Origin of the sequence: Pseudoramibacter faecis, from assembly GCF_036289405.1 — a bacterium.
In the GTDB taxonomy this organism is placed as follows: Bacteria; Bacillota; Clostridia; order Eubacteriales; family Eubacteriaceae; genus Pseudoramibacter; species Pseudoramibacter faecis.
The window spans coordinates 52,288-64,138 of sequence record NZ_JAYFFI010000002.1; the positions used below are offsets into that span (position 1 = coordinate 52,288).

Consider the following 11,851-nt stretch of genomic DNA (forward strand, 5'->3'; position numbering starts at 1 on the left):
ACAAATGAGATTTTATCAAGATAAAAAAGTGCATCTTTGGATCACCATCATCCTCACTGCTGCGATTTTCATGGCCATTCATATCAACTTTCGCCATTATGGATTCTATTACGCCACCCACATGCCCCACGCCAAAGATGAATATCCCGTGGTGCGAGAAATTGACCGATTGATGCTTCCCGCAAAGATTAACGCCGTCTATCCAAGTTCCGTAAACATTGATAAACCCGACTTCAATTTTAATCCCGGTACAATTTTTGTTGATCATATGTATCAAAAGGGTGATCTGTGGTATCTCACGAAAACGGATGTAAACTATTGTCCGAATGGGGATATTGTTGGGCCGTGCATGGCCTACACGTTCAGTTCCTTCCGGTATCGAATTTCTAAAATTCATTACGAACATTTGTCCCCGCACCGGGGAGATCGGGAAAAATTATTAGCGCCACTCGAGGATTTAACGACTCGCCTGAAGCGCGAATCCCCGCGGCCCAAAATCAACCTGCAATGGCTGTATAATCTTAGTGTGAAATTTCGGCCCAACCCGAAAGCGGACTGACAATCAAAAAACCGGACGGCGATGCCGTCCGGTTTTTTGCTTTATTAAAGGGCTTCTTTGCCGGGCCGCCTATAGTAGTCCTTTTTTCTTCAGGAAGTCAATTGCCACATCATCCACCGTCCGGCCCTTGACATCCACCTGATACGTCATCTCGGACATTTCCTCCGTGGAGATCTTGCCGTCCAACGACGACAACACCTTCTTTAAATTGGGCGCCGTCTTGGCAAATTTCGTCAAGGTATCCTCTCTTATGAGGAAGGCGCCGTTGTATTCCGGGAAGAAGTGCTTGTCGTCTTTTAATATAACCAGCTTCGCCTTTTTGTTCAGACCGTCTGTCGCAAACACCTCTGTCACATCAAACTCTCCTTTTTCGATCGCCGAGTATTTCAGGCTGACATCCACCGATTTTTGATTCTTGAATTTCAGATTGTAGAACTTCACGAAAGGATTGTACTTCATACTGCCCTCTTCCGTGAAAAATTCATGCTCTGCGCCAAAGGTCAACTCGGGAGCCACCTTTTCCAAATCCGAAACCTTTTTCAAGTTGTACTTATCCGCCAACTTGCGCGGCACTGCGATAGCATAGGTGTTGTTAAATCCCAATTTACCCAGCATGGTCAGACCTTCTCTTTTCTTTCCCAATTGATTGGTGTATTGGTATAAGCTTTTCCCTTTAGGGACGTCCGTCGGATCCTTATGCAGGAATGTCGTGAGCAATGTTCCGTCATAGCTGATCATCATATCGCAGCTATGTTTCTTGCCGATCAGTGCCTTGTAGTTGTTAACCTGGGACATCTGATCCTGAATGGTCACATTCAAATCCGTCTTTCCCTCCACAAGATGCTTGATCATGTGATGCATAATCTGAGTCTCGGTGTAATCACCGTCATAAAGCATCAGGTTCCCCGCCGAATTGGAACCGGCCACCTGAAAAGGAACCGTGACCATAAAGGCGACGAAGACGATGAGTATCGATGAAATGACCCGCTTCATGCTGCTGTGGGATTTTCTTATCTGCGCTTCGCTGACACCCATCAGAAGATCCAATACAACCGCAATCAACATCAGTGCCCCGGTAGCGGTCAGGATCATCTTCATATCCTGTATTCGGATGGCTTTATTCATGACGCCGCCGATACCGCCGCCGCCGACAAAGGCTGCAAATACCGCGATGCCGATGGCGTTGACCAAGGCAATCCTTATTCCTGTAAATACCGTGGGAAAGGCGATCGGAAATTCCACCTGCGTCAGCCGCTCCATCGAAGTCATCCCGACACCCTTGGCGGCTTCCTCGACACCCGGGTCTATTCCCGAAAGGCCGAGGCAGGTATTTTGAACGATTGGAAGCAGCGAATAGAGGGTGATCCCAATGACGACCGTCAGTTTTCCGGGACCTGCCAGAATCATGATTAAGCCAAGGAGGGCCAAGGCCGGTATCGTCTGAAGGATATCCACCGCCTTCAGGATAAGCCCTCTGCTCTTTGGCATCATATAGGCGCATACGCCCAAAGGGATGCCGATTAAAATCGATAGGGTGATGGCCGCCAGCACCAAAAACATGTGCTCCATTATCAAGCTGAAAGTCATTTATCTTCTCACCTCCCGAATGCCTCTCGGAGTAAGTTTTTTCTGCAAAACGTCGATGATAAGCCCTAAAACGATAGCGATGACGGCCGCCGGGATGGCACCCAACAGAATCAAGGTATTGTTGTTGGAGGTGGTACCCTGATAAATAAAGTCTCCCAGACCGCCCAAACCAATCATCGCTGCCAAAACCGCCCAACTGACGGTATAGATCACCGCCATTCTGAGTCCTGCAATGATGATCGGCGAAGCCAGCGGCAATTCCACCCGCATCAACGTTTGAAAAGAAGTCATACCACAACCCCTCGCCGCTTCTACGTATTTATCTTCCACGCTGAGAATGCCGGCATACGTGTTTTTCAAAACCGGGAATATGACGTACACCGATAACGCGATGATAACCGTCATGGGCTTCATGCCGGTAATTAAAAACAATATTCCAATAAACGCAAGCCCCGGTATTGTCTGAAATACCGATAAGATCGGCAGGATGACGACAGACCATTTGGGAACTCTTGAAAGCGCGATTCCCAGTATCATGCCGGCCGCGGCGCCTAAGGCAACCGAAACCATCACATACAACATATGCGTCCCGATGGCGCTCAGCAGCATAGAGCCATACGTATCCATCAATGCTTTCATGATTCTTCACCTCCCCATAAATTCTCGACTACCGAGGTGGCCACGCTGGTCTTGGTGATGATGCCGGCGATGCTTCTGTCCGCATTTAACACCACCACATAATTGGCATTTGTCTCTAACAGATATTCAAAGCTTTCTCTGGCATCGCTGCCGATGAGCACCGTTCTTGCCGTCTGCCTGATAAGCGGCTCGATGCTGCTTAATTCCTTGCCCCAGTGCATAATATCCCTGATGCTCACGGTTCCCGCAAATCGATTTTGATCATCCACCACGAGGACCGAATCCACGCTGTTTCTCGCCATCATCTCCGCACAGGCCTTAACCTGATCGTCCTTGTGGGCAAATGCAAGATTGGTGCGCATATAATCCTCTACCTTTGTCGGCGCGATATAGTCATCTGCATGGTCACCCATGAATTCTCTCACCAGATCGTTGGCCGGATGCGCCAGGAATTCGGCAGGACTTGCCATCTGCACGATTTTCCCACGATCCATAAAGATAATGACGTCCGCCAGCTTCAGAGCCTCATTCATGTCGTGCGTGACGAAAATGATCGTCTTATTTAGCTTTTGCTGGAGGTCCTTGACTTCATTTTGGAGACTTTCTCTGGTCATCGGATCCAGTGCGCCGAACGGTTCGTCCATCAATACGATCGGCGGACTTGCCGCCAACGCTCTCAGCACCCCAATTCTCTGCTGCTGGCCGCCCGAAAGCTCCGACGGATATTTATCCGCATACTCATGCATCTTCACCAAATCAAGCATTTCATTGACAATGCGGTCACATTCTGCTTTGCCGTATTTGAGCAGCTTGGGCACAACCGCAATGTTTTGTGCAACCGTCATGTTCGGAAAAAGACCGATTTCCTGAATCACATATCCGATATGTCTTCTCAGCTCCGCCTTATTCTTCGTTGAAATATCTTCGCCATCAATCAAAATCTTGCCGGAATCCGGCTTAATCAATCGATTGATGGTCTTTAGTGTTGTGGTCTTGCCGCAGCCCGACTTGCCGATCAGACAAACAAACTGTTTGTCTTCTATATCAAATGTCAAATCATTTAATATAGTGGTCTTTCCGTACGTCTTCCTCACCTTTTCAAATCGAATCATCAATGACACCTCCTAATGTAAATATGTATCAACACGCGTGTTTATTATGCCCATTATCGTCGGTTTTCGATTTAAATCAAAGCTGCCTGATCAGCTTTACAGAATCTTCCACGGCTTCTGCAGTTCCGATCACCACGATAATGTCTCCTTTTTCGAAAGAAAGATATGGGCCGGGAGAAATGATGGTTTCATCCTTTCTCTTGATGCCTACGATCGTGCATTTGGTATTGCTCCAAAATTTCAACTCACCGATGGTTTTTCCGATTAAATTGGAATCGTCCGGGATCGGGATTTCGTAATTCGGAAAGGGAGATTCGACCGGTGAGAGACTGATTTTTCTTTCTACAAAGTAATCCAGGGTATCCAAAAGTCTGGAATTTAATGCTTTATATTGCCTGGCTATCTCTCTGATGCTGTGATAGGCATTTCGAAGCTCGTTATCTTTCTCAATGTAACTGATGTATTTTAACGCGTTTTCCACAGATTTAACTCTTGTTCTGCTCTGAGGTTTCACCTCAACGACGTCCTTGTCCGCCAGGATGGATACCGCTCTCCTGATAGTTTCCGGAGAAACGCCATATTTTGATGCCATTATCGACATCCCGGGAATGGCTTCTCCTTCCTGTCTCTCCCCCTTGGCTATCTCTCCCGCAATATCCCGAGCGACCCATAAGCATTTTGATTGAGATTGACCTTGCTTCATTTCCTTTATGCCTCCCATTCCTAACGATAAAGACCAATATTATTTTAACACAGCCAACTTATATAAGTCAAACAATGTGGCAGTTGACAGCTTTTGTGGAGACAGCCCCGCAAAATGATCGCTTGGCTTTTTAACCGCAACCCGGTCGAAAACATTTCCTATCGCGATTTATGCACCCTGATGCGGACCCTGTCCGTCTTATGCCAACGCCACGGGCACGTCGTTTCTCGATCATACCATCATCCGCCTTTCCCCGATGAATGATTAAAGCCACCCGAGGATTTGACAGCCCGTCTTGGGCGCGCATCTCCGCGTCCCAAACGCAATAGCCGCGGCCGTTGTACAAGCTTCGATAGGGTTCGCCTCGATATAGTGCATAAAAAAACCCGCCTGCGATCATTAGATCGCAGGCGGGTTTTGATGAACGGACCGCTTAAAGCTTCGGCAGTCTTTCGTTGACCGCAGCCTTCAGTTCTTCAAGCTTGGCATGCGCATCGGCCGCGCTCTGACCTTTCACCGAATAATACACCTTGATTTTCGGCTCGGTGCCGGAGGGACGGATCGCATACCAGGAGTCTTCGTCAAAAACGAATTTCAGCACGTTGGACACCGGCAGATCGATGGCTGTCGTCTGCCCGGTGGCTAAATCTTTGCTGAGCTGACTCTGGTAATCGTTGAATGCCGCCAGTTTCGCATCGGCAAAGGCGTCAAAATAATCGCCGCGGAAAGCATCCATGATCTTCGCGATCTGAGCCTTGCCCGCGATGCCGTCGAGCTCGATGGACTGCACGTATTCTTCAAAATAGCCGTATTTTTCATACAAGGCCTGAAGCGCTTCGTAAAGGGTCATACCCTTATCCTTGTAATATTGAGCCATTTCGATGACCAAGGCGCTGGCCACCACGGCGTCCTTGTCTCTTGCGTAATCGCCGGCCAGATAGCCGTAGCTTTCTTCGTAGCCCATCACGAAAGTGTGCTCGCCAGTGGCCTGCCACTGCGTCATCTTTTCGCCGATGTATTTAAAGCCGGTGAGCACGTTATAAACCGCGGCGCCGTGAGCCCGGGCGATCACCCCGCCCATTTCGCTGGTCACGATGGTTTTCACGATGGCTTTGTTGTCCGGCCAGTCGCGGCTTTCGAGCATATAATCCACCAGAAGCGCACCGGTCTGATTCCCGGTGAACACGGCGTAGTCGCCGTCGGGCTTGCGGCAGCACACGCCCAGACGGTCACTGTCCGGGTCGGTGCCGAAGATGATGTCGGCGCCTTCTTTTTCCGCCATGCCGATGGCGATGTTAAACACGGCCTTTTCTTCCGGATTGGGCTTGGCCACCGTCGGGAAATCGCCGTCGGGCAGTTCCTGCTCTTTGACCACGGACACGTGTTCATAACCCAGATCCGCAAGCACCCGGCGCACCGGAATGTTGCCGGAGCCGTGCAGCGGCGTGTAGATGATTTTTAAATCGCTGCCGGGATTGGCCCGGGCCACCGATTCCACCGCGGCGGCATAAGCATCGTCCACTGCAGACGGCACGGTCACGATGTGGGCGTCGTCGTCCGCCGCGAGCTTTACGCCAAAATAATCGGTGATGGTTTGGATCTGCTGCACCACGGCGGCCGCCGCTTCTTCGGTGATCTGGCCGCCGTCCGGCCCGTAAACCTTGTAGCCGTTATAAATCTTCGTATTGTGCGACGCGGTGATCACGATCCCCGCCGCCGCGCCGAGATGGCGCACGGTGAACGAGAGCACCGGCACCGGGCGCAAATCATCAAAAAGATACGCCTTGATGCCGTTGGCCGCCAGCACCTGCGCCGACACCTGGGCAAACTCCTGGGAGAAATGTCGCGAGTCGTAGGCAATCGCCACGCCCTTGTCCGCATTGGCCGGATCCGCCGCGAGCAGATATTGGGCCAGCCCCTGGGTCGCCCGCGCCACCACGTACACGTTGATGCGGTTGGTCCCCATGCCGATCTTGCCGCGCATCCCCGCGGTGCCGAAAGCCAGCTCGGTGTAAAACCGATCTTCCAGTTCCTTTTCGTCGGTGATGTCCTCCAGTTCTTTGAGCATCCCGTAATCGTATTGGCCGAAGTCGAGCCACTTTTGCAAATTGTCGCGATAATCCATTTTATCCTCCTAATTCGTTTTCCCTTTATGCCAAGCGCCGCCAATCGCGCGGCCACGAATAACCGATTACACTCATTATACCCCAAGCGCCGCCGATGCACAACGCCGCGGGCCATTCAAAAAATTTTCAATGCACTTTTTTCATGCGTTTTCAAAAAATCTGCCGCGCACTCAGGCGACGACCGCCCGATAAAGTCGCGCCACCGCCTCGGCCATGCGCCCGTCGGGAATCGACGAATAATTGATAACAAAGGTGTGGGCGCCGGCTCCGCCGTAGTCCGAGAGCGCCGACAAGCGAATCCCCTCCCGGGCCGCATCAGCGATGAGCGCGCGGTCCGACTTCTCGGTGTCGATGGTCATCAGAAAGTGCAGCCCCGCGTTTTCCTCGGCGATCCGGGCCCGCGCCGCCAGAGGACTTGCGGCAATCACCGCGAGCAGCGTGTCCCGCCGCCGCTTATAGGCCAGGCGCGTGCGGTTAATGTGCTTTTCGTAATACCCCTCGGCGATGAAACGCGCCAGCGTGAATTGCTCAAAGGTCGACACCGTACAGGCATAAAAGCGCAGCTCTTGATAAAACCGCGCCGCCAGCGGAAATGGGAGCACCATATAGGACACGCGGACGGTGGAGGCCAGACTCTTGGTGAAGGTGTTGATATAGATCACCCGCCGGCTTTCGTCGATGGTGTAAAGCGGCGGAATGGGACGCCCGTTCATCCTAAATTCACTGTCGTAATCGTCCTCAATGATGAAGCGATCAGGCGCCTGGGACGCCCAGCCCAGCAGCTCGCAGCGCCGGCTGACGGGCATGGTCCGCCCGGTGGGAAAATGGTGGCTCGGCGTGAGGTGCACCACCGACGCCCCGCTGACCGCAAGCCGATCCGGCATCAATCCCGCATGATCCAGCGGGATCTCGGCCACCGCCAGGCCGTGGGCCCGATAAATCTGGGCCACCTTGCGGTAGCCCGGCGTCTCCACGGCATAAATTTTGTCAAAGCCCAAAAGCTGAATCAGCAGGCCATAAAGATATTCCGTCCCGGCGCCGACGACGATCTGCTCCGGCGAGACGGCCATCCCCCGGAAATCCCGCAGATGATTCGCGATGGCCCGGCGCAGCTGGGCCATGCCGCCCGCCGGCGGGTTTTCCATCAGCGCCGGCTGCTCCCGGCTGAGCACTCTCCGGCTGATCTTTGCCCAAATTGAAAAGGGGAACCGTTCGGGGTCCGTCTGGTTGCTGGCGAAGTCGGCAAACCACTGCGGTCCCGCCAGCGTTTGCGTCAGCGCGGCCCGGACCCGGTCGGTTTCCGGTTCGGGCGACAAAACGGCTGCCGCCTGCCGATTCCGAAACGGCAGCTCCGAAAGCGCCGCCACATAAAAGCCCCGCCGCGGCCGGGAGACGATATAGCCCTCGGAGGCGAGCTGGCCGTAGGCATTTTCCACGGTGATGGTGCTCACGCCCAGATGTTTGGCAAAGGCCCGCTTGCTGGGCAGCGCCTCCCGGGGGGCCAGCCGCCCGCCGACAATATCCTCACGGATGCATTTGTAAAGAAAAACGTAAAGGGGATCGCTCCCCGCGGCGTCTAAATCGTAGGTCAACATCGGTTTCCTTCCAAACTGACCATCATAAATTATTTTAAATTGGCTCTTTGAAGATGGTCAAATCCCATTATAATATAAAAGGCCCGTCAAATACAAACCGAGCATCGACGGACCAGAGACTTTAAAAAATTCAGAAGAGGTACCATTTTGAAACGCGTTTTAACCATCCAAGACATCTCCTGCTTCGGCAAGTGCTCGCTGACCGTCGCCCTGCCGGTGATCTCCGTCATGGGCGTCGAGACGGCCGTCATCCCGACGGCGGTGCTCTCCACCCACACGATGTTCAAAAATTTCACCGTCAAGGATCTGACCGATCAAATCGTGCCCATCACCGAGCATTGGCGCGCCGAGGGCATCGGCTTCGACGCAATCTATACCGGCTATCTGGGCTCCTTCGAGCAAATCGAAATCGTCGAGAAGCTCTTCGACGACTTTGCAGGCGGCGACACCTTGCGCTTCATCGATCCGGTGATGGCCGACAACGGCAAACTCTACCCAGCCTTCGACGAGGCTTATGCCGCTCGCAATGCCGAGCTCTGCCGCCATGCCGACTTCATCGTGCCCAACATCACCGAGGCCTGCTTCATGACGGGCACCGACTACCACGAAACCACCGACGAGGCTTACATCAAAAATCTGCTCGAAAAGCTGGGCTCCCTCGGCCCGAAGACCGCCGTGCTCACCGGCGTCTCCCTTGCACCGGGCAAAACCGGCGTCATGGGACTTGATACCGTCACCGGCACCTTCTATACCTACCAGAACGACAGAATCGACGCGGCCTATCACGGCACCGGCGATCTCTTCTCCAGCACCTGCGTCGGCGCGATGATGAACGGCATCGACTGGCAAACCTCCATGCAAATCGCCGCGGACTACACGGCCAAAACCATTGCCGTGACCGTCGCCAATCCGGCCAACCCGTGGTACGGCGTCGATTTCGAGACCACGATCCCCGAGCTCATCCGGATGCTCGATGCCCGCCGCTAATCGGCCGGCGCATCGCCGCTGCGCTTTGCGTTCAAAAATTTTACGTTTAAAAATAACGAAAAACCGCTTGCCTTAAACAAGCGGTTTTTGATTGCCTGCAATTAGTTTTTCGATTATAATGCTGATATCGACTTCGAAATTTTAAAAGGAGGGTGCCATGCGGTCACAAATGCGAACAGAAGAAAGAAGCAATGTCAAAAATCGCATCGGCTGGTTTCTGATGGTCGTCCTGCTGACCTCAATCCAGATCGGCTGGCTGGTCTATCTTTTCAGCAACCTCACCGCTTATTCGACGCGCATTTCCCTAATCACCCGCATCGTCGCCATGGTGGTCTGCCTGTGCATTTTTGGGGAGCATCGCAACGCTGCCATCAAAATGCCTTGGATCATGCTGATTCTCGTGTTGCCGGTGTTCGGCCTGACGATGTACGCCCTGGCCGGCCGGGTGAACGTAACCCGGCGCATGCGCCTGCGCCACGAGGTGATCAACCAAAAGCTCAACCCGATGCTGGTCCAGGACGCCGCCGTCGCCGACCGCCTGCGAAAGGAAGACCGCGCCCTCGCCAATATCAGTCACTACATCCGTCACTACGGCCCCCATCCGGTGTATGACAACACGGACGTCGTCTTCTATGGCGACGCGGCCGAGGCGCTGGCCGCCCAGAAGGAGGCCCTGCGCCACGCCCGGGATTTTATCTTCATGGAATATTACGCCATCGAGGACGACCAGGCCTTCGCAGAGATCCACGCGATTTTAAAGGCCAAGGCTGCCGAAGGAGTCGAGGTGCGCCTGTTCTACGACGATTTTGGCAGCATCAGTTTCATCAACCGCGACTTTATCAAGCGCATGGAGGCCGACGGCATCCAATGCCGGGATTTCAACCCGGTGCAGCCTTTCCTCAACGTCTTCATGAACAACCGGGACCATCGCAAGTTCACGGTGATCGACGGTCGCGTGGCCTTCACCGGCGGCTACAACCTCGCCAACGAATACTTTAACATTACCCACCCCTTCGGCCACTGGAAGGATACTGGCCTGCGGCTGACGGGCACCGCAGTGCGCAGCTTCACCATTTTCTTTTTTGAAATGTGGAACGCCATCCGCGATACGGATTTAAAGCGCGACACCGATTACGCCCGGTATCTGCCAGGGCTGAGCTACACCGCCGCCGAGCGCGGCTACGTCCAACCCTACGCCGACAGCCCCTTAGACGACGAGCGCGTGGGCGAGGATGTATATCTGAACCTCATCAAAAACGCCAAACACTATTTTTATATCACGACCCCTTACCTGATCATCACCGACGAGATGGTGCACGAGCTGGGGCTGGCCGCCAAACGCGGTGTGGACGTGCGCATCATCACGCCCGGTATCCCGGACAAAAAAGTCGTCTTCCAGATGACGCGCTCATACTACGCGACGCTGGTGCGCTACGGCGTGCGCATTTTTGAATACACGCCGGGATTCATTCACGCCAAGCAATGCGTCTGCGACGATGAGGCCGCCACCGTCGGCACCATCAACCTCGATTACCGCAGCCTCTATCTTCATTTTGAGTGCGGGGTGCTGCTGATGAAGGTCGCCGCCATCGCCGATATCAAAAGCGACTTTGATCGGCTCTTCCCCGTCTGCGAAGAAGTCAGCGCCAAATATCAAAAGACCCGCCTCTCCTTGATCCGCCAGCTCTTCCAGGCAGTGCTGCGGCTCTTCGCGCCGCTGGTTTAGCCATTCACTAAAAAAGCCGAAGCAGAAGCTTCGGTTTTTTTAATGCGTTTTTCGCCGGGAGGCCCGCCGTCGAAGCTCCGCCCGGAGTTTCGACGCCGCATCGATCGGCGTCTCCTCGCCGCGGCGCATCCGACGAAACCCGCCGCCGTTTTTCGCGAGCATCAGCAGCGTGAAGGCCACCGCAATCCCGCCGATCGCCGTCCCGCCGAAGCAAAACGCCGGCGCGACGAAAGCCGCCGGGAGCACCACCGCCCCAACGCACAGATAGTGGCTGACGATCACGGCCAGCGCCGCGAGTCCCAGAGCCAGAACCCCCCAGCCGGGCCGCATGAGCACCACCGCCGCCCCGGTAACCGCCACGCCCTTGCCGCCGCGAAAGCGATGCCAAAAGGGAAAATCGTGGCCGAGCACCGCCCCCAGACCGACCCATGCTGTCGCCGTGAGACCGCCGCCCGGGAAAATCATCGCCGCCGTCAGTCTGGCCGCCGCCACCTTGGCCAGATCTCCGGCGAGGGTCGCAAGCCCAGGCCCCAGGCCCCAAAGGGCCATCACGTTGGCCATGCCCGGATTCCCGGAGCCCGCTTCGAAAATCGACACGCTCCGGCGCCGCGCGACCCATGCCGCTGTGAGCAAACACCCCCAACCATAGCCGATCATCAAACAGATCCCGCGCATGATCCCGCCTCCCTTCGCTTCACAGGATTTTTATTATTATAACATTCGCCGCAAGGTGATGCGGACCGCAGCGCCCGTCGCAGATAATTTACTTGACACTTTTTCGGACGACCGATACACTGAAATCATCCCACAAAACCAC

The 11,851-nt window shown here is 54.1% G+C and carries 10 protein-coding genes; 3 read left to right on the plus strand and 7 right to left on the minus strand.

What is annotated here, in order from left to right; all coding sequences use genetic code 11:
• The first annotated feature begins 4 nt into the window (after positions 1-4).
• Positions 5-559 carry a hypothetical protein gene (locus V3C63_RS02890; protein ID WP_329886325.1) on the plus strand — a complete coding sequence of 185 codons (555 nt, stop codon included), beginning with the start codon at positions 5-7 and terminating at the stop codon, positions 557-559.
• A 69-nt stretch (positions 560-628) separates the two neighbouring features.
• On the opposite strand, the gene V3C63_RS02895 is transcribed toward V3C63_RS02890, so the two are convergent.
• From V3C63_RS02895 to pdxR, 6 genes are all read right to left on the minus strand, one after another.
• The gene (locus V3C63_RS02895) at positions 629-2,146 is read right to left on the minus strand and encodes a glycine betaine ABC transporter substrate-binding protein (protein ID WP_329886326.1); all 1,518 of its coding nucleotides are present in this window, start codon (positions 2,144-2,146) and stop codon (positions 629-631) included.
• On the minus strand, positions 2,147-2,785 hold the full coding sequence (locus V3C63_RS02900) for an ABC transporter permease (RefSeq protein WP_329886327.1): 639 nt from the start codon (positions 2,783-2,785) through the stop codon (positions 2,147-2,149).
• Entirely contained in the window at positions 2,782-3,897 is a 1,116-nt protein-coding gene (locus V3C63_RS02905) for an ABC transporter ATP-binding protein (RefSeq protein ID WP_329886328.1), read from the minus strand. Before V3C63_RS02905 ends, V3C63_RS02900 begins: the two co-directional genes overlap by 4 nt.
• A gap of 76 nt (positions 3,898-3,973) precedes the next feature.
• Positions 3,974-4,600, minus strand: coding sequence for a GntR family transcriptional regulator (locus V3C63_RS02910; RefSeq protein ID WP_329886329.1), 627 nt, complete (start codon positions 4,598-4,600; stop codon positions 3,974-3,976).
• A 433-nt stretch (positions 4,601-5,033) separates the two neighbouring features.
• The gene (locus tag V3C63_RS02915) at positions 5,034-6,725 is read right to left on the minus strand and encodes a phospho-sugar mutase (protein ID WP_329886330.1); all 1,692 of its coding nucleotides are present in this window, start codon (positions 6,723-6,725) and stop codon (positions 5,034-5,036) included.
• Between the two features lie 171 nt (positions 6,726-6,896).
• Entirely contained in the window at positions 6,897-8,321 is a 1,425-nt protein-coding gene (gene pdxR / locus V3C63_RS02920; RefSeq protein WP_329886331.1) for a MocR-like pyridoxine biosynthesis transcription factor PdxR, read from the minus strand.
• Between the two features lie 147 nt (positions 8,322-8,468).
• Between pdxR and V3C63_RS02925 the strand changes: the two genes are divergently transcribed.
• Positions 8,469-9,308 (plus strand): pyridoxamine kinase, encoded by an 840-nt coding sequence (locus V3C63_RS02925; RefSeq protein ID WP_329886332.1) that lies wholly within the window; start codon positions 8,469-8,471, stop codon positions 9,306-9,308.
• A gap of 157 nt (positions 9,309-9,465) precedes the next feature.
• Positions 9,466-11,034: a cardiolipin synthase gene (gene cls, locus V3C63_RS02930; RefSeq protein WP_329886333.1), complete on the plus strand. Its 1,569-nt coding sequence runs from the start codon at positions 9,466-9,468 to the stop codon at positions 11,032-11,034.
• Between the two features lie 39 nt (positions 11,035-11,073).
• Here cls and V3C63_RS02935 read toward each other — a convergent pair whose 3' ends face one another.
• On the minus strand, positions 11,074-11,709 hold the full coding sequence (locus V3C63_RS02935) for a glycerol-3-phosphate acyltransferase (protein WP_329886334.1): 636 nt from the start codon (positions 11,707-11,709) through the stop codon (positions 11,074-11,076).
• Between the last annotated feature and the right edge of the window lie 142 nt (positions 11,710-11,851).

Coding starts and splice junctions, on each gene's coding strand:
- V3C63_RS02905 (WP_329886328.1), bottom strand. CDS start 3,897: ATGATTCGATTTGAAAAGGTGAGGAAGACGTACGGAAAGACCACTATA.
- V3C63_RS02890 (WP_329886325.1), top strand. CDS start 5: ATGAGATTTTATCAAGATAAAAAAGTGCATCTTTGGATCACCATCATC.
- V3C63_RS02895 (WP_329886326.1), bottom strand. CDS start 2,146: ATGACTTTCAGCTTGATAATGGAGCACATGTTTTTGGTGCTGGCGGCC.
- cls (WP_329886333.1), top strand. CDS start 9,466: ATGCGGTCACAAATGCGAACAGAAGAAAGAAGCAATGTCAAAAATCGC.
- V3C63_RS02900 (WP_329886327.1), bottom strand. CDS start 2,785: ATGAAAGCATTGATGGATACGTATGGCTCTATGCTGCTGAGCGCCATC.
- V3C63_RS02915 (WP_329886330.1), bottom strand. CDS start 6,725: ATGGATTATCGCGACAATTTGCAAAAGTGGCTCGACTTCGGCCAATAC.
- V3C63_RS02910 (WP_329886329.1), bottom strand. CDS start 4,600: ATGAAGCAAGGTCAATCTCAATCAAAATGCTTATGGGTCGCTCGGGAT.
- pdxR (WP_329886331.1), bottom strand. CDS start 8,321: ATGTTGACCTACGATTTAGACGCCGCGGGGAGCGATCCCCTTTACGTT.
- V3C63_RS02935 (WP_329886334.1), bottom strand. CDS start 11,709: ATGCGCGGGATCTGTTTGATGATCGGCTATGGTTGGGGGTGTTTGCTC.